Below are 20,949 nucleotides of genomic sequence, written 5' to 3'. Positions count from 1 at the left end.
TGAGCGGACACGCGGGTAACCTTAGATACGACTCAACCAAGGAGAATTCACGATGGCGACCAAGCAGATCACCGATGCCAGCTTCGATGCGGACGTACTGAACGCCGACGGCCCCGTGCTCGTCGATTTCTGGGCGGAATGGTGCGGCCCGTGCAAGATGATCGGGCCATCGCTCGAGGAGATCTCGGAAGAACTCGGCGAGAAGGTGACGATCGCCAAGCTCAACATCGACGAGAACCCCGACGCGCCGGGCAAGTATGGCGTGCGCGGTATCCCGACGATGATCCTCTTCAAGGGCGGCGCACCGGCAGCGACCAAGGTCGGCGCCGAGCCCAAGGGCCGGTTGAAGGCGTGGCTCGAAGGCGAACTGGCGTAAGCTAAACTCCCGCCGTCATCCCAGCGGAAGCTGGGGTGACGGCATTAGCGGTATCAGCTCCGATAGTCGGCGTTGATCGAGATATAGCCATGCGTGAGGTCGCAGGTCCAAACCGTGGCGCGGCCTTCGCCTAGCGCCAGATCGACGCCGATCTCGATCTCTTGGCCCTTGAGATGCGCAGCGACCGGCGCCTCGTCGTAGCCGCTCAGCGCCAAGCCACCTTCGGCTACCTGCGTATTCCCGAACCGGATCGACAGCGTGTCGCGATCGGCTGGTTCGCCGGCCTTGCCGACCGCCATGACCACGCGGCCCCAGTTCGCGTCCTCACCGGCAATCGCGGTCTTCACCAGCGGCGAGTTGGCGATGCTCATCGCGATGCGGTGTGCGCTGCGGTCGCTGTCCGCGCCAGTTACCTGGATCTCGATCAGTTTTTGCGCGCCCTCGCCGTCGCGAACCACGAGCATCGCGAGTTGGTGGCACAAGTCGGCCAGGGCGGCGCGGAAGGCGTCCGCCCCGACGCTGTCGTCATCCGCGAGCGCAACGTTACCAGCCTTGCCCGTCGCGAAAGCCAGTACCGTGTCGCTGGTCGATGTATCGCTGTCGACGGTGATGCACGAGAAGCTCGGTGCATTCGCCTTCGACAGCGCGGCTTGCAGGAATTCCGGCTCGACCGCGGCGTCGGTGAAGATGAAGCCAAGCATCGTCGCCATGTCCGGCGCGATCATCCCCGAACCCTTGATGATCCCGACCAAGGTCACCGTGCGATCCCCGATCACCGCGGTCGTCACCGAGCCCTTGGTGAAGGTGTCGGTAGTCATGATCGTTGCGGCGGCATCCTCCCAGCCGCAAGGTTCCGCGGCGAACGCGGCGTCTAACCCGGTCTCGGCCTTGTCGATAGGCAACGGCACGCCGATCACGCCCGTCGAGGACACGAACACGTCCGAAGGCTGGCATCCCAGATGCGCCGCCGTCCGCGCCGCGATCGCCTCGACCGCGGCCCGACCACGCGATCCGGTGAAGGCGTTGGAATTGCCCGCGTTCACCACCAGCGCCCGCGCTTGCCCAAGCGTCAGCGCCGCACGGCACCATTCCACCTCGGGCGAGGGGCATTTGCTCGTCGTGAGTACACCCGCAACCACCGTCCCCGGATCGAGCGTCACGAACGTCAGATCGCAGCGGTCCCACGCCTTGTACTGCGCGCGCGCGACATGCAGCGCGACTCCGTCGATCGAAGGGGCGTCGGGGAAGGGCAAGGCGAGGGGGGAAATCTGCATGACGCCTTAATAGTCGCTGCCGGCCGGGCGACAAGACGACGTGCGCGAAGATCGCCTAGGCGGATGCTGCTCCGCCGCGTCCGTCGGGTGCCCTGTTGAGACGAATGGTAGATTTATCGCACGGGCTCGCATACAGCCGGTTCCGCATGAACCTGCTGCTACTCCTCTCTGCCTTGCTCTCCGCGCTGACCGGCGCGGCGCCGGGTATGCGTGGGCAGTCCGCCCAAGCAGTAGTGCAAGGCAACGTCTGCTCTCAGTCGGTAGCAGCAACGCCGGCCAAGGTCTTGACAAGGCCCGTATCTGGCCTTCCCGTGCTGCCGCAGGTTGCCGTCGCCACCACGCTGCGCACCATCGCCATCGTCTCGCTACCGCTATGGGCAGAGCGCCGCCGCGAATAGCGTCTTGGTGTGACCTTATCGTAACCTTTGGATCCGCGTGATCCGCTTCCGCGTGCGCCCCCTGTGTGCCGCCGCGTCTCAAATTCAGGAAATCAGCCCATGTTCGGTGGCCTCGCCAAATCCTTGTTCGGTTCGTCCAACGACCGCTACGTCAAGTCGCTCAACCCGATCCTTGCCAAGATCGCCTCGTTCGAGCCGTCGCTCCAGGCGATGTCGGACGAGGAACTCTCCGCGCAGACCGTCAAGTTCCGCGCGCGGCTCGCAGAGGGCGAGAAGCTCGACGACCTGCTCCCCGAGGCGTTCGCGACCGTCCGTGAGGCCGCGCACCGCGTGCTCGGCCAGCGCCATTACGACGTGCAGATGGTCGGCGGCATCGTCCTTCACCGCGGCGAGATCGCCGAGATGCGCACCGGCGAGGGCAAGACGTTGGTTGCCACGCTCGCGACCTATCTCAACGCGCTCCCCGGCGATGGCGTCCACGTCGTCACCGTCAACGACTATCTCGCCGCGCGCGACGCGGAGTGGATGGGGCAGGTCTACACCTTCCTCGGCATGACGATCGGCGTCATCATCCCCAATCTGTCGGACGAGGAACGCCGCGCCGCGTACGCCGCCGACATCACCTACGGCACGAACAACGAGTTCGGGTTCGACTATCTGCGCGACAACATGAAGTACGAGCGCAGCGCGATGACGCAGCGCGCGTTCAACTTCGCGGTGGTCGACGAGGTCGATTCGGTGCTGATCGACGAGGCGCGTACGCCGCTGATCATCTCCGGCCCGACCGACGACAAGTCCGAGCTGTACATGCAGGTCGACGCGGTCGTGAAGCAGCTTGAGCCGATCGACTACGACAAGGACGAGAAGCAGAAGACGATCATCCTCACCGAGGACGGCACCGAGAAGGTCGAGCGGATGCTCGAGGCGGCGGGGCTGCTCGAGGGGCAGAACCTGTACGACTTCGAGAACACGCAGGTCGTGCATCACCTCAACCAGGCGCTGCGCGCGATCGTGATGTTCAAGTCGGACATCGACTACATCGTCAAGGACGGCAAGGTCATCATCATCGACGAGTTCACCGGTCGCATGATGGACGGCCGGCGCTGGTCGGACGGCTTGCACCAGGCGGTCGAGGCGAAGGAGGGCGTCCAGATCGAGCCCGAGAACCAGACGATGGCCTCGATCACGTTCCAGAATTACTTCCGCATGTACCCCAAGATCGGCGGCATGACCGGCACCGCGGCGACCGAGGCGGCCGAGTTCTACGACATCTACAAGATCAACGTCGTCAGCATCCCGACCAACGTCGAGGTGAAGCGCGTCGACGAGGAAGACGAGTTCTACAAGGACACCAAGGACAAGTTCGCGGCGATCGCCAAGAAGATCAAGCATCACGCCGACCTCGGCCAGCCCGTGCTGGTCGGCACGGTGTCGATCGAGAAATCCGAGATGCTGAGCGAGTTCCTGGTCGGCGAGAACGTCGATCACAAGGTCCTCAACGCGCGCTTCCACGAGATGGAGGCGCACATCGTCGCGCAGGCCGGACGCAAGTCCGCGGTGACGATCGCCACCAACATGGCGGGCCGCGGCACCGACATCAAACTCGGCGGCAACCTCGAATTCCGCATGCTCGACGAGCATCCGGAGCTGGTCGAGGGCACGCCGGAATATGACGAGGCGGCGGCGCGGATCACGATCGAGATCGAGGCGGAGAAGCAGGCGGTGCTCGCCGCGGGCGGTCTGTTCGTGCTCGGCACCGAGCGGCACGAGAGCCGACGCATCGACAACCAGTTGCGCGGGCGGTCAGGTCGTCAGGGTGATCCAGGCCTGTCGCGCTTCTACCTCAGCCTCGACGACGATCTGCTGCGGATCTTCGGGCCGGACACACTGTTCGCCAAGATGATGCGCAACAACATCGAGGACGGCGAGGCGATCGGCAGCAAGTGGCTGAGCAAGGCGATCGAGACCGCGCAGAAGAAGGTCGAGGCGCGCAACTACGACATCCGCAAGCAGGTCGTCGAATATGACGACGTGATGAACGAGCAGCGCAAGGTGATCTACGAGCAGCGCGCGGACATCATGGACGCGGACACCGTCGGCGACGTGGTCACCGACATGCGCGCGGAGACGGTCAACGTGATCGTCGGCGATGCGTGCCCGCCCAACTCGTATCCCGAGCAGTGGGACGTTGCCGGGATGAAGGCTCGGCTCGCCGAGGTGATGAACCTCGAGCCGCAGATCGATGCATGGCTGCTGGAGGAGTCGGTCGACCCCGAGGTGATCGAGGAGCGCGTCCGGGCGATGGCGGACGAGGCGATCGCGCAGAAGTCGGCGGATCTCGATGCGGAGACGTGGACGTCGGTCGAGAAGTCGATCCTGTTGCAGAATCTCGACCATCACTGGAAGGAGCATCTCGCGACGCTCGACGCACTGCGTCAGGTCGTCCATCTGCGCGCGTACGCGCAGAAGACGCCGATCAACGAGTATAAGCAGGAGGCGTTCTCGCTGTTCCAGCGGATGCTCGAGACGATCCGCGAGGACGTGACCAAGACGATCGCGCATGCACAGTTCCAGATGCAGGCGCCGGTCGGGCTGCCCGAGCTGCCGGACTTCATCACGACGCATTTCGATCCGTTCACGGGCGAGGATAACTCGAACGACTTCGATGCGGGGACGCGTGGTCACATCACGTCGACGATGCCGCCGTTGCAGATCCCCCAGCCGCAGGAGGCCGACATCGGCGAGGATCCTGCTAACTGGGAAGGCGTGGTCAGCCGTAATGCGCCTTGTCCTTGTGGGTCGGGGCGGAAGTATAAGCAGTGCCACGGCGCTGTTTGAGGGGCTTAGCTTGCCAGGCGTTACCACCCCGGCGAAGGCCGGGGCCCAATTGGTGAGGTCGAAGTAACGGAGCGCGTCCGTCGTTAGCGACGTCCCCCAATTGGACCCCGGCCTCCGCCGGGGTGGTAGTAGATCGGGCGGCGTGCATACACTTTGTGCCGCACCCTCCGGTTCTCCCGCGAAGGCGGGAGTCCAGGCTACCGGCGCTGGCTTATGGGACTCCTGGACCTCCGCCTTCGCGGGGGAACAGTTGCTCCCGGGCAACGGGACTTGGAGCCACTCGGCAGACCGATCGTTAGGACCCCATGCGCCAAGCCACCACGATCCTCACCATCGACACCACCCGCCAAGGCCTCGTCGACGTCACCGACAAGATCGCCCGCTGGACCCGCGATCAACGCATGTCGGAGGGCCTGCTGACGGTATTCTGCCGCCACACCTCCGCGTCGCTCCTCATTCAGGAAAACGCTGCGCCCGAGGTGCGAACCGACCTCGAAGCCTATTTCGCCCGCATAGCCCCCGAATCGCGTGACTATGAACACGACGACGAAGGCCCCGACGACATGCCGGCCCACCTCCGCACCGCGCTCACCCAGGTCCAGCTGTCGATCCCGCTGATCGACGGCCGACTCGCGCTCGGCACATGGCAGGGTATCTACCTGTTCGAACACCGCCGTCGCCCGCATCGTCGCACATTGGCGCTGCATGTCATCGGCGATTGAACCAGATCATGAAAAATGAGTCAGTATGGTAGCGTATTGGAGCGATCCCGTTCATCAACCGTTCCACCATTGACGGCTAATAAGCGGCGTTTCGCCGCATTCGCCGCGAACGGAGACGACACCATGTTCAAGACACCGGGTCGCAAGGTCGCATTCGCAGCGCTCGCAACGGGCGCGCTGCTGCTGGCCGGATGCGCGACCGAGACCGCTTATCGCCCCGCGACGGGGCAGGGGTTCAACCGCACCGGCTATAGCGACCGCCAGGTCGAGCCCGGTCGCTTCCTCGTCAGCTTCGCCGGCAACAGCGTCACGTCGCGCGATACCGTCGAGCGGTACCTCTTCTTCCGTGCCGCCGAACTGACGTTGCAGAACGGCTATGATTACTACCTGATGGCCGACCGCGACACCAATCTTCAGTCGCGGACCTATACGACGCCGGGTCTCGGTGGCGGGTTCGGGTATGGCGGCTTCGGCGGCTATTGGGGGCCGTCATGGCGCTATTACGGCCGCGGCTTCGGCTGGCGCAACTGGAGCCCCTATGGCGGCTTTGGCGGTGGTTTCGGTGGTGGCTATGGTGGTTTCGGTGGTGGCCCATGGGGCAACGACTTCGATATCCGTACGATTGATCGGTATGAGGCGACCGCGGAGATCGTGATGCGCAAGGGTCCGATCCCGCGCGACAACATCCGCGCGTTCGATGCGCGTAAGGTGGTCGACAGCATCGGACCGAGTGTCGTGTTGCCAAAGTAACCGTCACCTTCGAGATGCCAAAAAGGCCGGGCTACCCCAGGGTAGTCCGGCCTTTTTGTTACGCTGCTCCCTCTCCCCTGCGGGGAGAGGGTCGGGGTGAGGGGCAGTTGGGAAGGGCAGCGCTCGCGGAGCCCCTCACCCAACCCTCTCCCCAGAGCGGAAAGGGCTAAGAACTCACCCCGCAGCCTTGGCCAGCCCCTTCGACAACTGCAACGCACCATGCAGCCGCGCCTTCGGATCCCCCCACGCGCGTTGCAACACCAGCTTGCTGTCCGGCCGCAACCGCGCGACGCCGTTCAGCCGCTCGACATAGGCCAGCAGCTTGTCGATGTTCGGCGGTTTGTCGTCGTGGAACGAGACCAGCACGCCCTTCGGTCCGACGTCGATCTTCGACACACAGGCGCGTTTCGCGTTCAGCTTGATCTCGATGACCTTGATCAGATTCTCGGTCGCATCCGGCAGCGGGCCGAAGCGATCGATCATCTCGGCCGCGAACGCCTCGATCTCCTGGCCCTCGTCGAGATCGTTGAGGCGGCGATACAGCCCCATCCGCAGGTCGAGATCGGGCACGTAATCCTCGGGGATGAGGATCGGCGCATCCACCGTGATCTGCGGCGAGAAATCGCGCGGCCGCGACGAGGTCATGCCGCCGGCCTTGGCGTCCATGATAGCCTCCTCCAGCATCGCCTGGTAGAGTTCGAAGCCGACCTCCTTGATATGCCCGGTCTGCTCGTCGCCGAGCATGTTGCCCGCGCCGCGGATGTCGAGATCGTGGCTCGCCAGCTGGAACCCAGCGCCGAGCGAATCTAGATCGGACAGCACCTTCAGGCGCTTCTCGGCGGTCACGGTCATCTGCCGCTCGGGCGGCGTCACCAGATACGCATACGCGCGCGTCTTCGAACGCCCCACACGACCACGCAGCTGATACAATTGCGCAAGGCCGAAGCGGTCGGCGCGGTGGACGATCATCGTGTTGGCGGAGGCGATGTCGATCCCGCTCTCGATGATCGTGGTCGAGACGAGCACCTCGAACTTCTTGTCGTAGAACGCCGACATGCGCTCCTCGACCTCGGTCGGCGACATCTGGCCGTGCGCGACGACGAAGCGGATCTCGGGCACCTGTTCGCGGAGGAAATCCTCGATCTCTGGCAAATCCGCCACGCGCGGCGTGACGACGAAGCTCTGCCCGCCACGGTAATGCTCGCGGAGCAACGCCTCGCGCAGCACGACCGGATCGAACGGCATGATGTAGGTCCGCACCGCGAGGCGATCGACCGGCGGGGTCTGGATCACTGACAGCTCGCGGATGCCCGACATCGCCATCTGCAGCGTGCGCGGGATCGGAGTCGCGGTCAGCGTCAGCATGTGGACGTCCGCCCGCAGCGCCTTCAGCCGCTCCTTGTGCGTGACGCCGAACCGCTGCTCCTCGTCGACCACCACCAGCCCGAGTCGTTTGAAATCGATATTCTTCGCCAGCAGCGCATGCGTGCCGATGACGACGTCGATCGTGCCGTTCGCCAGCCCCTCCTTGGTCGCCTTGGCTTCGCTCGCGGTGACGAGGCGCGACAGACGGCCCATGTTCATCGGGAAGCCCTCGAAGCGGGCGACGAAGTTGTTGTAGTGCTGGCGCGCGAGCAGGGTGGTCGGACAGACGATCGCGACCTGCTTGCCACCCATCGCCGCGACGAACGCCGCGCGCAAAGCAACCTCGGTCTTGCCGAAACCGACGTCGCCGACCACCAGCCGGTCCATCGGTTTGCCCGCGGCGAGATCGCCGAGCACGTCCTCGATCGCGCGATCCTGGTCCTCGGTTTCCTCGTACGGGAAGCGATCGACGAAGCTCGGATAGCCGCTCGCATCGGGTTCGAGCACGTCGCCTGGATGCAGCGCGCGTTCGGCGGCGGTCGCAATGAGTTCGCCGGCGATCTCGCGGATCCGCTCCTTCATCTTCGATTTCCGGCGCTGCCAGCCTTCGCCGCCAAGCCGGTCGAGCGTCGCTCCTTCCTCTGACGAGCCGTAGCGCGAGAGGACGTCGATGTTCTCGACCGGCACGTACAGCTTGTCGCCGCCGGCATAGCTGAGCGCGACGCAATCGTGCGGGCTCTGGCCGACGGGAATCGAGGTCAGGCCCTCGTACCGCCCGATGCCGTGCTCGGTGTGGACGACGAGGTCGCCCGGCGTCAGCGTCGCGAGTTCGGCGAGGAAGGCGTCGGCGGATTTCTTGCGCTTCTTGCGGTGGACGAGCCGGTCGCCGAGCATGTCCTGCTCGGTGAGCACCGCGATCCCCGGGGCGGTGAAGCCGTGATCGAGCGGCAGGACGATCAGTGCGACTCCGAAGCTGCGCGCGGTGTCGGCGATGCCGAGCGCGTCCTGCCAGGTCTCGGCGTGCTTGCCGCCTTTCATCCCGTGGTCGGCGAGCAGGCTCCCCAGGCGTTCGCGCGCCCCGATCGAGTAGCTCGCCAGGATCGGTTTCCGCCCCTGCTTGCGCAGTTTCTCGACGTGATCCGCGACGGCTTCGTAGATGTTCGCTTGCGCCGCGCGCTCGGGTCCGAAATCGCGCGGGCCATCGACGTCGAAGTCGAGCACGGTGTCGCTCGGCGGTTCGTGGAACGGCGAGGTGATGTGCGCCGCGAACGCCTCGACTCCGCCGGACCATTCCTGCGCGTCGAGATACAGTGCCTTGGCGGGCATCGGCCGATAGCTGCCGGGCTGGGCGGCCTCGGCGCGCTTGCGGTTCTCGTAATAGTCGGCGATCGATTCGAGCCGGCTCTCCACCGCCGCGGCGACGCCGTTGTCGCGGATCACGACGTCGTCGGCGCCGAGATGATCGAACAGCGTCGCCATCTTCTCCTCGAACAGCGGCAGCCAATGCTCCATGCCCGCGATGCGGCGGCCTTCGGAGATCGCCTGGTACATCGGATCGCCGGTCGCGGTCGCGCCGAACGCATCGCGGTAGCGGGTGCGGAAACGCTTGATCGAATCCTCGTCCAGCAGCGCTTCGGAGGCGGGGAGCAGGACGAAGCCGTCGATCCGGCCGGTGGTGCGCTGGTCCGCTGCGTCGAACGTGCGGACGCTCTCGATCTCGTCGCCGAAGAAATCTAGGCGCAGCGCGTGGTCTTCGCCAGACGGGTAGAGATCGACGATCCCGCCGCGGACCGCATACTCGCCCTGGTCGTGGACGGTGTCGGTGCGGACGTAGCCGTTCGCCTGGAGCAGCATGGCGAGCTTGTCGCGGCCGATCCGTTCGCCGGGCGCAAGCCGCGCGACGAGCTGGCGGATGCGGAACGGGGTGAGGACGCGCTGCGTCGCGGCGTTGGCGGTGGTCAGCAGGAGTTGCGGACCCTTGGGCTTGCCTTGCAGGCGTTGGAGCGCGGCGACACGCTCGGCCATGATGCGGAGCGTCGGCGAGGCGCGGTCGTAGGGGAGGCAGTCCCAGGCCGGGAAGCTCAGCACTTCGAGATCGGGCGCGAAATACGCCGCGGTCGAGGCGACCGCGCGCATCGCCGCATCGTCTGGGGCGATGAACACCGCGCGCGTCTTCGCGGCGCGTGCCAGGTCTGCGAGCAGCGACGGCTGGAAGCCGGACGGTACGCCCGACAGCGTCAGCGGGCTCGTCGCGGAGAGGATCGTCTTGAGGTCTGGCATTCGAACTCCCCCCTCCCTGGAAGGGAGGGGCTGGGGGTGGGTTGGTATGGGGTGCGTGTCACGACCGCCAAGCGGCCGACCCACCCCCAGCCCCTCCCTTCCAGGGAGGGGCGCAGAAGGCCTACTTCACGACCGTCACGTAATTAATGTCGCGCATCGCCTGCATCATCGGGCCGTCCCACTCGGGCGGACACACGATCGAGCCGATTGCCCAGCCCATGATATCGACGTCCTGTTCCTCGAGCAGCGCCTCGAACCAGTCGAGCTCTTTCAGCGTCCACGTCCGGCCATAGGTCGCGAAGAAGCCGCCGATCATCATGTCGGCTTCGCGCGTGCCGCGGTGCGAGCTGCGAAAGGCCAGGCGCTTGAGGCGGGTCTCGTGGTCCATCGTATCTCCAAACACGAAGAGCCGGCGACCCGCTGGTAGCGAGCGTCGGCTAGGCTATAGAGGCCAGATAGTCATGCGACCCGAAATCCTCAATCCGCTGTTCGCCGAAACCCTCGTCCTGAAGGGGGTGGGGCCCGCGCTCGCCAAGCCGCTCGACCGGCTCGGGCTCGCGCGCGTCGTCGACGTCGCCTTCCATCTGCCGACCGGCTACGTCGATCGCCTGCCACGCACCGAGCTGATGTCGACCGATGCCGGGCGGATCATCACGATCACGCTGACCCCGCGCGACTACAAGATCAGCGCGGGCAGGGGGCCGACGCGCGTGCAGGCGACCGACGAGCTTGGCAATTACGTCAGCCTCGTCTTCTTCGGCGGCAGCTCGGGCTGGGCGAAGAAGCTGCTGCCGATCGGCGAGGCCAAACGCGTGTCCGGCCGGCTCGACGAATACGGCCAGGAATTGCAGATCGTGCATCCCGACATCGTCGAGCCGGACGAGGAGTTGCGCGAGCGCGAGCCGATCTATCCGCTGTCGGAAGGTCTCACGTCGCGGCGGCTGGCGGCGCTGACCACGCAGGCGGTCGCGCGCGCGCCGGATCTGCCCGAGTGGATCGAACCTGGGCTGAAGGCGAAACGCGAATGGCCGGGCTGGCACGAATCGCTCGAGCGCATCCACGCCGACCCGTCGGACGCGAAGGCGCGCGAGCGGCTGGCGTATGACGAGGTGTTCGCGAACCAGCTCGCGATGACGATCGTCCGCGCGGATACCCGCAAGCGCCGGGGCCGTGCGTTGCAGGGCGACGGGCGACTGCGCGACATGCTGAAACTGCCCTATACGCTGACCGGCGCGCAATCGCGGACGGTCGGTGAGATCGAGGGCGATCTCGCGCAGACCGCGCCGATGCTGCGGCTGCTGCAGGGCGATGTCGGTTCGGGCAAGACGCTGGTCGCGGCGATGGCGATGCTGATCGCCGTGGAGGCCGGTGCGCAGGCAGCGATGCTTGCACCAACCGAGATCCTCGCGCGCCAGCATTACGAGACGCTGCGAAAGACGCTCGCCGGGCTGCCGATCGAGATCGGTGTGCTCACTGGCCGTGACAAGGGTCGCGTACGCGAGGCGACACTGATGGCGCTGGCGAGCGGCGAGATCGACATCCTCGTCGGCACGCATGCGATCTTCCAGGATGCGGTAGGTTACAAGGACCTGGGGCTCGTAGTGGTGGACGAGCAGCACCGCTTCGGCGTCGCGCAACGCATGACGTTGCAGGCCAAGGGCGTCGCCCCGCCGCATTTGTTGGCGATGACCGCGACGCCGATCCCGCGCACGCTGACGCTGGCGCAATACGGCGAGATGGACGTCAGCCGCCTCGACGAGATGCCGCCGGGCCGCCAGCCGATCGAGACGCGGGTGATCTCCGAGGACCGGCTCGACGACGTGGTCAACGCGCTCGGCCGGCATCTGGCGGACGGCGGGCAGGCGTATTGGGTATGCCCGCTGGTCGAGGAGAGCGAGAAGAGCGACCTTGCCGCTGCCGAGATGCGTGCCGAAACGCTGCGCACCCGCTTCGGCGACAAGGTCGCGCTGGTCCACGGCCGCATGAAGCCTGCGGAGAAGGACGCGGTCATGGCCGAGTTCTCCGCCGCGCGCACGTCCGTCCTTGTCGCGACGACGGTGATCGAGGTCGGCGTCGACGTCCCAAACGCGACTCTGATCGTGATCGAGCACGCCGATCGCTTCGGTCTCGCCCAACTCCACCAGCTCCGCGGGCGGGTAGGGCGTGGCACCGGGCGATCGATCTGCCTGCTGATGCGCGGGTCGTCGCTCAGCGAGACATCGCGCGCGCGTCTCGCGCTGATGCGTGAGACCAACGATGGTTTCCGCATCGCCGAGGAGGATCTCCGCCTCCGTGGTGCAGGCGAACTGCTCGGCACCAAGCAATCGGGCGAGATGGCGTTCCGGCTGGCGACCCCGGACATGATGGCCGACCTCCTGCAATGCGCGCACGACGACGCGCGCCTGCTGATCGACCGCGACGGTGGGTTGGAAGGACCGAGAGGGCAGGCGGCGAGGACGGCCTTGTACCTGTTCGACCGCGATGCCGGGGTAGCGCTGCTGCGATCGGGGTAAGGGCTGTTGCTTTCGCCCGCGCAGGACGACACGGGGGACGCATGCCACCACTTTTCCCGATCCTCATTGTCCTGCTCGCCGGCGTCGGGCTCGCGGTTCAGCCGCCGACCAACGCCGCGTTGGCAAAGGCATCTGGCTCGGTCTGGCTGGCGTCGCTCGTCTCGTTCGCGATGGGCACCGCGATCCTGTTCGCGATCTGGGCGGCGGCCGATCGGACGATGCCGTCGGCTTTGAAGGGTGCGCCAAGTTGGGCGTGGCTTGGCGGGCTTTACGGTGCGTGCTTCGTCGCGGCGCTGGCCTATGCGTCACCGCGGCTTGGGCTCGCCTCCGCGTTGACGATCGCGGTCGGGAGCCAGTTGGTAACCGCTTTGGTGCTCGACCGGTTCGGCCTGCTCGGGCTCACCGCCCAGCCGATCAGCCTCATGCGGGTTGGGGGCGTCGTGCTGGTGATCGGCGGCGTGCTGCTCGTCCGCGCCGGCTGACGTCAGCTGTTGCGGACCATCACCGTGAGCATGCCGTAATAGTCGGACAGCGGGATCGTCCGTTCGAGTTCGCAGCCGATCCGCCCGCCCAGCGACCAGCGCACGATCGCGTCAACGCCGCCGAGGATGGGCAGGGCGATACGCAACCGGTCGCCAGCCTCGGGCGCCCCCTCGCACCGCGCCATCAGGCCGTTCGCGGACATGTTGACCAGCACCAGCTTCATGTTGCGGCCGTCGCCGTCGATCGCGTGCGTGCGGTGCATCACCTCGTCGCGCGGTTCGCCGCGATGGTCTCGAACAGCCGTGGCATAGTTTGGCATCGGACGTCCCCCGTTTCGAAGATCACGACTTAACCCATTTGCGGTGAAGGCGGTGCAAACGGGGATGCTTAATACCGTGTTTGCCGTAACATAAAGGCGTTGGTTACGAAGGGGTTAGCATCCCGTGGCGCTTCTTCCCGAGGCTCAGGCGCACGGGCGCCGCGACGTCGATCGAGGCGGTCGGCTCCTTCACGGCCTCGCCATCGACCCGCACCGCGCCCTCGGCGATCTTGCGCCGTGCTTCGCCGTTGGAGGCTACGAAGCCCAGACCGACCAGCGCTTCGACGATCCCGATCGCGCCGCCAGCGACGGCAAAGCTCGGCAGCGAGTCGCCCGACGCGCCTTCCTCGAAGGTCTTCCGCGCAGTCTCGGCGGCCTGTTCGGCAGCATCGCGACCGCGGCACATCGCGGTCGCTTCGTTGGCGAGCACGATCTTGGCGGCGTTGATTTCGGCACCTTCGAGCGCCTCGAGACGTGCGATCTCGTCGAGCGGGAGGTCGGTGAACAGCTTCAGGAAACGGCCGACATCGCGGTCATCGGTGTTGCGCCAGAACTGCCAGTAATCGAAGTGCGGCAGCTGGTCCTCGTGCAGCCAGACCGCGCCCGACATCGTCTTGCCCATCTTGCCGCCATCCGCCGTGGTGATCAGCGGCGTGGTGACGCCGTAGACCTCGGTCGAGTCCATCCGGCGTGCGAGTTCGATGCCGTTGACGATGTTGCCCCATTGGTCCGAGCCGCCCATCTGCAACCGGCACTCGGCGCGGCGCGACAGTTCGAGGAAGTCGTACGCCTGAAGGATCATGTAGTTGAACTCGAGGAAGCTCAGCGACTGTTCGCGGTCGAGGCGGAGCTTGACCGAGTCGAAGGCGAGCATCCGGTTGACCGAGAAATGCTGGCCGACGTCGCGCAGGAACGGGATGTATTCGAGCGCGTCGAGCCACTCGGCGTTGTCGAGCATGATCGCGTCAGTGGGCCCGTCGCCGAAACTCAGGAAGCGTTCGAAGATGCGACGGATCGAGGCGACGTTGGCCTTGATCCCGTCCTCGCCGAGCAGTTTCCGCGCTTCGTCCTTGAAGCTCGGATCGCCGATCTTGCCGGTGCCGCCGCCCATCAGGACGATCGGCTTGTGCCCGGTCTGCTGGAGCCGGCGGAGCAGCATGATCTGGACGAGGCTGCCGACGTGGAGCGACGGAGCGGTTGGATCGAAGCCGATATAGCCGGGCACCACCTGCTTGCCGGCGAGCGCATCGAGCGCGGCGGCATCGGTCATCTGGTGGACATAGCCGCGCGAGGTCAGCGTGGTGAGCAGGTCGGACTGGTAGGTCATGGGAGCGCGCTTAGGACAAAAGCTCGGTCAGGAAAACGGCGCGCACGAAACTTGTTTCCCCGCGACGGCGGGGACCAAGCCTGGGCTCGCGCCTTCGCGGGAGAACGATCTTACGTTCGTGGCAACTGCGACGCGGGGTCGACTGGCGTGCGGCCCTTGCGAAGTTCGAAGTGCAGTTCGGGGCGATCCGCGAAGCCCGTGTCGCCCGACAGCGCGATCGTCTGACCGCGCTTCACGCTCTGGCCTCGCTGGACGAGCAGCTTCGACGCGTGGCCGTAGACGCTGGTCCAGCCGCCGCCGTGCTTGACGATCACCAGACCGCCAAGCGCGGCGATGCCGTCGCCGACATAGGCGACGACGCCGTCTGCGGCCGCATGGATCGGCGTCGACATCGGCACCGCGATCTTGATGCCGTCGTTGCGCTCGCCGCTCGCGCCGGGGCCGAAGCGTTTCACGACCCGACCGTCGACCGGCCACAGGAACCCGCCGCTGGCCAACCGTGCGGGTGCGGTGACGACCGCGTTCGACGGCAGCACGCGGCGCGGCGTCGCGATTGGTTTCGCCGGTGCCTGGTTATTGGCGAGCGCGGGCTCGCCGCCGGTCAGGATGTCGTCGATGTCGAGCTTGAACGCCGACGCGCGTTCCGCGGCGCTGGGCCTGCCGCCGCCGGGGGCGTTAGGGATCAGGACCCGTTGGTCGGCGCGCAGCACGTACGGCTCGACCAGCGCGTTGGCCGCCACGATCCGCGACCATTCTACGCCATAGGCGCGCGCGATCGCGATGCCGGTCTCGCCGCGCCGGACCTGATGATAGCGCCCGCCGGGGATCGTCAGCCGCTCGCCGGTCTCGATCGTGTAGGGCGAATCGAGATCGTTCGCGCGCGCGATCGCCTCGAGCCCCGCACCGCTCCGATCGGCGACCTTGCTCAGCGTATCGCCGGGCTGCACGACATAGGTCGTGTCAGGGATCGTCTTGGCATCAGCGCGGACCGGACGCGCCTCCCAGGCCGGGCGCGGCGCGGGCAGGGTCGTCACCGCGCCGGTATCGCGGCTGGGTCGGTCATCGGACCTGTCCTGCGGTACGGCCTGGTCCCGACGAGGTGGCGGATCGTAACGCTGGACGGGTGGATCGCGGTACGGGCGCTGCGGACGACGGTCCGGGGCCGGCTGGCCGTAGCCGGCGGGGCGGTCGACCTGCGGAATGCACGCGGCGAGCCCGAGCAACGGCAGCAAGGCCGCCGCCAGCAGGGACCGCGCGCGCACCATCACCGATAGGCCTGGGTGAGCACGTCCAGCGATTCGGTGTGGGTCAGGTCGAGATGCAGCGGCGTGACCGAGACGAATCCGTCCGCGGTCGCCTCGAGATCGGTCGCGTGCGCGGGAGTCTCGACGGTCCGACCGAGCGCGAACCAGTGATATTCGTAGCCGCGCGGATCGGTGTTGGTGACGATCTCCAACCGCCCGTAATCCCGCAGGCCCTGGCTGACCACACGCACGCCCTTTACCGCATCGGCAGGGCCGGCAGGAAAGTTGACGTTGACCAGCGTCCCCGGCGCCATCGGTGCGTCGAGCAACGGCCGCAATACGCGTTCGCCCCATGCCGCCGCCGCCTCGAACGGCACGCTGTCGCCCATGCCCTCGCGGCTGTAGATCTGGCTCAGCGCGATCGACCGGATGCCGCCCAGCGCGCCCTCCATCGCCGCCGAGACGGTCCCTGAATAGGTGACGTCCTCGGCGAGGTTCGCGCCCCGGTTGACGCCGGAGAGGATCAGGTCGGGCGGGCAATCCTTCATGATCTTGGCCAGCGCCATCATCACCGCATCGGTCGGCGTGCCCGCGACGGCATACCGCTTCTCGCCGTGCTTCCGCACCCGGATCGGCCGCGAGAGCGTGAGCGAATGCCCAGCGCCCGACTGTTCCTCGGCGGGTGCGACGATCCAGATATCGTCGGACAAGTTCCGGGCGATCGTCTCCAGCACCTTCAGGCCGGGCGCATGATAACCGTCGTCGTTTGTCAGCAGGATCCGCATCAGCGCTTCGGCTCCAAAAGGGTCAGTCCGCCGAGATACGGCTGGAGCACGTCCGGAACCGCCACCGAGCCATCATCCTGCTGGTAATTCTCCAGCACCGCAACGAGCGTCCGGCCGACGGCTAGCGCCGAGCCGTTGAGCGTGTGGACGAACCGCGTGCCCTTCTCGCCCTCGGGCCGATAGCGCGCGTTCATGCGGCGCGCCTGGAAATCGGTGCAGGTCGAGACGCTGCTGATCTCACGATAGCGCGCCTGGCCTGGCAGCCAGACTTCGAGATCGTAGGTGCGTGCCGCGGTGAAACCCATATCGCCGGTGCATAGGAGCATCCGCCTGAACGGTAGCTGCAACGCGTCGAGCACGCCCTCCGCGCAGGCGGTCATGCGCTCATGCTCGGCCTCCGACATGTCGGGGGTGACGATCGAGACCATCTCGACCTTGTCGAACTGATGCTGGCGGATATAGCCGCGCGTGTCCCGACCCGCAGCGCCAGCCTCCGAGCGGAAGCACGGCGTCAGCGCGGTGAAGCGCAGCGGCAGTTCCGCCTCGGCGAGGATCTGTTCGCGGACGATGTTGGTGAGGCTCACCTCCGCGGTCGGGATCAGCCAGCGACCGTCGGTGGTCCGAAACAGGTCTTCGGAGAATTTCGGCAACTGGCCGGTGCCGAACACGGCCTCGTCACGGACCAGCAGCGGCGGAGAGACCTGCTCGAAGCCGGCGTCGGCGACATGATCGAGCATGAACTGGCCGAGCGCGCGTTGCAGCTTGGCGGCCGGCCCGCGGACGAGCGTGAAGCGTGCGCCCGACATCGCCGCGCCGGTCTCGAAATCGAGGCCGATCGCAGGACCGATTGCGTCATGCTCGCGGGCTACGAAGGCGAACGTCGTTGGCGTGCCCCGCGTGTGCACGAGCACGTTGTCGTCCTCGCCGCCGCCCTCGGGCACGTCGGTCGCGGGAAGGTTCGGGATCGCGGCAAGCATGGCCTGGAGTTCGCCACCGAGCCGCGCCTCATCGGCTGCCAGCGCGGGCAGCGCCTCCTTCAAGCTCGCGACCTCGGCCATCAGCGCTTGCGCCTTGGCCTCGTCCTTCTGCGCCTTGGCTTGGCCGATCGCCTTCGACAGTTCGTTGCGGCGGGTCTGCGCGGTCTGCGAGTCCGCGATCGTTGCGCGGCGCTGTTCGTCGAGCGTCACCAGCGATGCGGACTGCGGTGCGACACCCCGCTTGGCGAGGGCGGCGTCGAAGGCGGCGGGATCGTCGCGGATCAGGCGTATGTCGTGCATGGCTGGGCTATGCCGAGGGCCGCGGGCGTACGCAAGGCAGGCCCTCTGAAACCTCCCCCTTGGCGGGAGAGGACCAAGGGTTCGCAACCTCTCGCGTTCGCGGCGCGTTCTTCAACCATACGCATAGCGAAAAGGAGAAACCTGCATGCATCTTCCTCATAACTCCGTCGTGCTCGTCGCCGACGGCCGGAAAATGCTGTTCCTGCGCAACGAGGGCGACACCGAATTCCCCAATCTCATCGTCGAGAAGGCGCAGGAGCAGGACAATCCGGCAACGCGCGACCAGGCGACCGATTCCGCAGGCCGCGCCTCGTCACCGCAAGGCGGCGTGCAGAGTTCGGTCGAGCCGACCGATTTCCACCAGATCGAGGAAGACCGGTTCGCCGCGGACGCCGCCGACTTCCTGAAGACCGGTGCGCTGAAGAACACCTATGACTCGCTGATCGTGGTCGCGCCGCCGAAGACTTTGGGCGAACTGCGCAAGCATTATCACAAGGAGGTGGTCAGCCGCCTCAAGGGCGAACTCGACAAGGACCTGACCGGGCATCCGATCAAGGACATCGAGAAGGCACTCCAGAACGCCTGATCGCCGCGAGCAAACCCGATTGTCCCTAACGAAAAAGGCCCCGGTGGATCGATCCACCGGGGCCTTTTTCCTGCTTCGCTTCAATAAGGCCGGTTCAGGCCTTGGCCGCCGCCGGTTTCGCGAACCGCTTGCGGGCCACCAGCGCGGCTGCGGCGGCGCCGAACAGCAACACCATCGGCGGCGCGGGGACGGGGGCGGGCGGGCCACCGCTGGATCCCGGCGGATCGCCATGATGACCACCGGAACTCGTGCTGCTGCTGGTCGACGTGCTGCTTGCCGACGAGGTCGACGAGGCGGAGGAGGTGCTGCTGCTCGATGCCGACGTCACGTTGCCGCTCGACGACGACGAGACATTGCCGCTCGAGGACGAAGAAACGTTGCCGCTGGACGAGGACGATACGTCGCCGCTCGATCCGCCCGACGCCGATGTGCTGCTGACGCCGCCGGTCGACGACGACGTTGACCCGCCGCTCGAGGTCGACGAGATCACGATGCTCCCGCTCGATCCGCCGCCACCGCCGCCGAAGCCCCCCCCGAAGCCGCCGCCAAATCCGCCCGAACCACCAAAGAAACCGCCGCTGCCGCCGACCACGACGGGAACGCCACCACCGCCACCGATGAAGCCGCTACCGACCGGCGCGATCGCGGGGTTGGGCGCAGCATTGGCGACCGTGACGATCGTCGGCGTGCAGGCGGTGCTGGTCGTCGTCGTGACCCGGCGACGCAGGCGCGGGCGGGCAACCGACGCGACCTGACGATGAACCGCATGTTTCACCAGGACGCGCTTGGTGTTCGCGGTTCGCGCCGGGCGTTCGGCGACGTGCACCGCACCCCCGCCGATCAACGCACCGCCGCATGCGCATGCGCACAATTTAGCCAGAGCCATCCTCACCGACATATCGTCATTCTTTCATTGTCGACATTCGCTGTAATGCCGCACCCCGTCCGCAGCTTGCATCCTGCTATCCGACTAACTGCAAAAGAAACGGTTAAGTGCAACCGCATTATCCGAACCTAGTATAGGTAACGAACTATTTACGCATCCATAGCTGACACGATCAACGTTAACGTGCCGGGCTGGGACATAAAAGCACCAAAAGCAGGCGCGTGCCGCGGTATCCGGGCCGTGCTGCCAGCGGATAAGGTCCGGTTCGGTCTTGCCAAATGTTGGCGCGCGACGCGTACGGCAAGCCACGCAATAAAATGTCCGTTTTGATGCAGGATGCGCAAGTGGGGTCGCTTGTGGTGCCGGACGGCTGCGACTATAGGCGCTTTCACCATTTGGGGGAGGCTTCTGGAGATCGGCGTGGCTGATCCGACGAGGCCAAAGGGAGAGTGGTATGGCGACCGTTATGAATCGTATGGACGATACCGACAATTCCAACCACGGCGCGGCAAACGACCGTAGCGCGGATGACGGCGCAGACGGGGCGTACCGTCCCGATGCCGACGAACCTTTCATGAGTCTTCGGCAACAGGCCTATTTCCGACGCAAGCTGCAGGCCTGGAAAGAAGCGATCCTGCGGGAGTCGCAGGAAACCCTGTCGCAGCTGCAGGTCGACTCGCTGCGCGAGGCCGATCTGACCGACCGCGCGTCGAGCGAGACCGACTGGTCGATCGAACTGCGAACGCGCGATCGGCAGCGCAAGCTGGTCTCGAAGATCGAATCCGCGATCCGCCGGATCGACGAGGGCGAATACGGCTATTGCGAAGTTACCGGTGAGCCGATCAGTCTAGCACGGCTGGAGGCACGACCGATCGCGACGATGACCGTCGAGGCGCAGGAACGTCACGAGCGGCACGAGAAGGTCTCGCGCGAGGATTGAGCGCCGTAGCTCGACGGCGTGTAGGTTGACGGCGAGGGTCAGCGGCATGCGTCGGATCCGTTAGGTCTTTCGTCGCAGTATGATGCTATGATCCGTCGGCGGTGAGGATCGGGCCGGCCGGGAGCGGACGGCGACCAAACGGGACGAATGGCGTGACAGAAGCTTTTGACCGGTCGACGACCACTGACGCCGCGACAGACGGGCAGGGAGCGTCGTCGCCAGACATGTCGGGCAACCGCGTCGGTAGCCGCGACAGTCTGTTTCTCATGGCGAAGCTCAGGCTGGCGGACGAGCGGGGACCGCGGGAGGTTCGGGTCCGCAATCTTTCCGAGCGCGGATTGATGCTCGAACTGGACAAGGTCGTCGCGATCGCAACGCCGGTACTGCTGGAACTGCGCGGGCTCGGGGAAATCGGCGGCAAGGTCGCATGGTGCACCCAGGGTCGCATCGGCGTCGCGCTCGACTCGCCGATCGATCCCAAGAAAGCCCGCAAGGTTGCCGGTGTGTCGCAGTCGGCCAATACGCCCTTCTATGCCAAGGCAACGACCGCACGCTGATCGCGCGGACGGCGGCCTAGCGTCTCCCC

Annotated in this window: 19 protein-coding genes; 11 read left to right on the top strand and 8 right to left on the bottom strand. The window is 66.1% G+C overall.

Annotated elements, in window-relative coordinates; translation table 11 throughout:
• Positions 1-52 precede the first annotated feature (52 nt).
• A complete protein-coding gene (gene trxA, locus ASF09_RS07270; RefSeq protein WP_055877560.1) occupies positions 53-376 on the top strand; it encodes a thioredoxin TrxA in 324 nt (107 codons plus the stop codon).
• Positions 377-429: 53 nt separating this feature from the next.
• Here trxA and argJ read toward each other — a convergent pair whose 3' ends face one another.
• Positions 430-1,650 carry a bifunctional glutamate N-acetyltransferase/amino-acid acetyltransferase ArgJ gene (argJ, locus tag ASF09_RS07265; protein WP_060525552.1) on the bottom strand — a complete coding sequence of 407 codons (1,221 nt, stop codon included), beginning with the start codon at positions 1,648-1,650 and terminating at the stop codon, positions 430-432.
• Positions 1,651-1,796: 146 nt separating this feature from the next.
• On the opposite strand from argJ, the gene ASF09_RS07260 reads away from it, so the two are divergent.
• From ASF09_RS07260 to ASF09_RS07245, 4 genes are all read left to right on the top strand, one after another.
• A complete protein-coding gene (locus tag ASF09_RS07260) occupies positions 1,797-2,048 on the top strand; it encodes a hypothetical protein (RefSeq protein WP_060525551.1) in 252 nt (83 codons plus the stop codon).
• Positions 2,049-2,147: 99 nt separating this feature from the next.
• The gene (secA, locus tag ASF09_RS07255) at positions 2,148-4,886 is read left to right on the top strand and encodes a preprotein translocase subunit SecA (protein WP_060525550.1); all 2,739 of its coding nucleotides are present in this window, start codon (positions 2,148-2,150) and stop codon (positions 4,884-4,886) included.
• 305 nt (positions 4,887-5,191) lie between these two features.
• Positions 5,192-5,608: a secondary thiamine-phosphate synthase enzyme YjbQ gene (locus ASF09_RS07250; RefSeq protein ID WP_060525549.1), complete on the top strand. Its 417-nt coding sequence runs from the start codon at positions 5,192-5,194 to the stop codon at positions 5,606-5,608.
• 123 nt (positions 5,609-5,731) lie between these two features.
• On the top strand, positions 5,732-6,358 hold the full coding sequence (locus ASF09_RS07245) for a CC0125/CC1285 family lipoprotein (RefSeq protein WP_060525735.1): 627 nt from the start codon (positions 5,732-5,734) through the stop codon (positions 6,356-6,358).
• Between the two features lie 174 nt (positions 6,359-6,532).
• On the opposite strand, the gene mfd is transcribed toward ASF09_RS07245, so the two are convergent.
• On the bottom strand, positions 6,533-10,003 hold the full coding sequence (gene mfd / locus ASF09_RS07240; RefSeq protein WP_060525548.1) for a transcription-repair coupling factor: 3,471 nt from the start codon (positions 10,001-10,003) through the stop codon (positions 6,533-6,535).
• A gap of 121 nt (positions 10,004-10,124) precedes the next feature.
• Positions 10,125-10,391 (bottom strand): FAD assembly factor SdhE, encoded by a 267-nt coding sequence (locus ASF09_RS07235; RefSeq protein ID WP_060525547.1) that lies wholly within the window; start codon positions 10,389-10,391, stop codon positions 10,125-10,127.
• A 73-nt stretch (positions 10,392-10,464) separates the two neighbouring features.
• Between ASF09_RS07235 and recG the strand changes: the two genes are divergently transcribed.
• The gene (recG, locus tag ASF09_RS07230; RefSeq protein WP_060525546.1) at positions 10,465-12,516 is read left to right on the top strand and encodes an ATP-dependent DNA helicase RecG; all 2,052 of its coding nucleotides are present in this window, start codon (positions 10,465-10,467) and stop codon (positions 12,514-12,516) included.
• A 41-nt stretch (positions 12,517-12,557) separates the two neighbouring features.
• The gene (locus tag ASF09_RS07225) at positions 12,558-12,998 is read left to right on the top strand and encodes a DMT family transporter (protein WP_060525545.1); all 441 of its coding nucleotides are present in this window, start codon (positions 12,558-12,560) and stop codon (positions 12,996-12,998) included.
• Positions 12,999-13,000: 2 nt separating this feature from the next.
• Here the strand turns inward: ASF09_RS07225 and ASF09_RS07220 are convergent, their stop codons facing one another.
• The 5 genes from ASF09_RS07220 to serS all read right to left on the bottom strand — a co-directional run bounded on the left by ASF09_RS07220 (position 13,001) and on the right by serS (position 17,951).
• Positions 13,001-13,318, bottom strand: coding sequence for a PilZ domain-containing protein (locus ASF09_RS07220; protein WP_060525544.1), 318 nt, complete (start codon positions 13,316-13,318; stop codon positions 13,001-13,003).
• 103 nt (positions 13,319-13,421) lie between these two features.
• Entirely contained in the window at positions 13,422-14,645 is a 1,224-nt protein-coding gene (gene tyrS / locus ASF09_RS07215; RefSeq protein ID WP_060525543.1) for a tyrosine--tRNA ligase, read from the bottom strand.
• 110 nt (positions 14,646-14,755) lie between these two features.
• Positions 14,756-15,910, bottom strand: coding sequence for a M23 family metallopeptidase (locus ASF09_RS07210; RefSeq protein ID WP_060525542.1), 1,155 nt, complete (start codon positions 15,908-15,910; stop codon positions 14,756-14,758).
• Entirely contained in the window at positions 15,910-16,674 is a 765-nt protein-coding gene (gene surE, locus ASF09_RS07205) for a 5'/3'-nucleotidase SurE (protein WP_060525541.1), read from the bottom strand. Before surE ends, ASF09_RS07210 begins: the two co-directional genes overlap by 1 nt.
• A complete protein-coding gene (serS, locus tag ASF09_RS07200; protein ID WP_060525540.1) occupies positions 16,674-17,951 on the bottom strand; it encodes a serine--tRNA ligase in 1,278 nt (425 codons plus the stop codon). The genes surE and serS overlap by 1 nt, the downstream gene beginning before the upstream one ends.
• Positions 17,952-18,096: 145 nt before the next feature.
• On the opposite strand from serS, the gene ASF09_RS07195 reads away from it, so the two are divergent.
• From ASF09_RS07195 to ASF09_RS07180, 4 genes are all read left to right on the top strand, one after another.
• Positions 18,097-18,537 (top strand): host attachment family protein, encoded by a 441-nt coding sequence (locus ASF09_RS07195; RefSeq protein WP_060525539.1) that lies wholly within the window; start codon positions 18,097-18,099, stop codon positions 18,535-18,537.
• A 248-nt stretch (positions 18,538-18,785) separates the two neighbouring features.
• Positions 18,786-19,292, top strand: coding sequence for a hypothetical protein (locus tag ASF09_RS19690; protein WP_082444128.1), 507 nt, complete (start codon positions 18,786-18,788; stop codon positions 19,290-19,292).
• A gap of 585 nt (positions 19,293-19,877) precedes the next feature.
• Positions 19,878-20,363, top strand: a complete 486-nt coding sequence (gene dksA / locus ASF09_RS07185) for an RNA polymerase-binding protein DksA (protein WP_060525537.1) — start codon at positions 19,878-19,880, stop codon at positions 20,361-20,363.
• A 152-nt stretch (positions 20,364-20,515) separates the two neighbouring features.
• Entirely contained in the window at positions 20,516-20,920 is a 405-nt protein-coding gene (locus ASF09_RS07180) for a PilZ domain-containing protein (protein WP_235529706.1), read from the top strand.
• The last annotated feature ends 29 nt before the right edge of the window (positions 20,921-20,949 follow it).

Source organism: Sphingomonas sp. Leaf242, from assembly GCF_001422045.1.
Taxonomy (GTDB): Bacteria; Pseudomonadota; Alphaproteobacteria; order Sphingomonadales; family Sphingomonadaceae; genus Sphingomonas.
Note: the sequence above shows the minus strand (reverse complement) of the source record. Positions and strands in the feature narration are given on the sequence as shown.

Bases quoted from the DNA above. Each gene is read 5' to 3' on its own strand.
- trxA (WP_055877560.1), top strand. From the start codon at position 53: ATGGCGACCAAGCAGATCACCGATGCCAGCTTCGATGCGGACGTACTG.
- argJ (WP_060525552.1), bottom strand. From the start codon at position 1,650: ATGCAGATTTCCCCCCTCGCCTTGCCCTTCCCCGACGCCCCTTCGATC.
- ASF09_RS07260 (WP_060525551.1), top strand. From the start codon at position 1,797: ATGAACCTGCTGCTACTCCTCTCTGCCTTGCTCTCCGCGCTGACCGGC.
- secA (WP_060525550.1), top strand. From the start codon at position 2,148: ATGTTCGGTGGCCTCGCCAAATCCTTGTTCGGTTCGTCCAACGACCGC.
- ASF09_RS07250 (WP_060525549.1), top strand. From the start codon at position 5,192: ATGCGCCAAGCCACCACGATCCTCACCATCGACACCACCCGCCAAGGC.
- ASF09_RS07245 (WP_060525735.1), top strand. From the start codon at position 5,732: ATGTTCAAGACACCGGGTCGCAAGGTCGCATTCGCAGCGCTCGCAACG.
- mfd (WP_060525548.1), bottom strand. From the start codon at position 10,003: ATGCCAGACCTCAAGACGATCCTCTCCGCGACGAGCCCGCTGACGCTG.
- ASF09_RS07235 (WP_060525547.1), bottom strand. From the start codon at position 10,391: ATGGACCACGAGACCCGCCTCAAGCGCCTGGCCTTTCGCAGCTCGCAC.
- recG (WP_060525546.1), top strand. From the start codon at position 10,465: ATGCGACCCGAAATCCTCAATCCGCTGTTCGCCGAAACCCTCGTCCTG.
- ASF09_RS07225 (WP_060525545.1), top strand. From the start codon at position 12,558: ATGCCACCACTTTTCCCGATCCTCATTGTCCTGCTCGCCGGCGTCGGG.
- ASF09_RS07220 (WP_060525544.1), bottom strand. From the start codon at position 13,318: ATGCCAAACTATGCCACGGCTGTTCGAGACCATCGCGGCGAACCGCGC.
- tyrS (WP_060525543.1), bottom strand. From the start codon at position 14,645: ATGACCTACCAGTCCGACCTGCTCACCACGCTGACCTCGCGCGGCTAT.
- ASF09_RS07210 (WP_060525542.1), bottom strand. From the start codon at position 15,910: ATGGTGCGCGCGCGGTCCCTGCTGGCGGCGGCCTTGCTGCCGTTGCTC.
- surE (WP_060525541.1), bottom strand. From the start codon at position 16,674: ATGCGGATCCTGCTGACAAACGACGACGGTTATCATGCGCCCGGCCTG.
- serS (WP_060525540.1), bottom strand. From the start codon at position 17,951: ATGCACGACATACGCCTGATCCGCGACGATCCCGCCGCCTTCGACGCC.
- ASF09_RS07195 (WP_060525539.1), top strand. From the start codon at position 18,097: ATGCATCTTCCTCATAACTCCGTCGTGCTCGTCGCCGACGGCCGGAAA.
- dksA (WP_060525537.1), top strand. From the start codon at position 19,878: ATGGCGACCGTTATGAATCGTATGGACGATACCGACAATTCCAACCAC.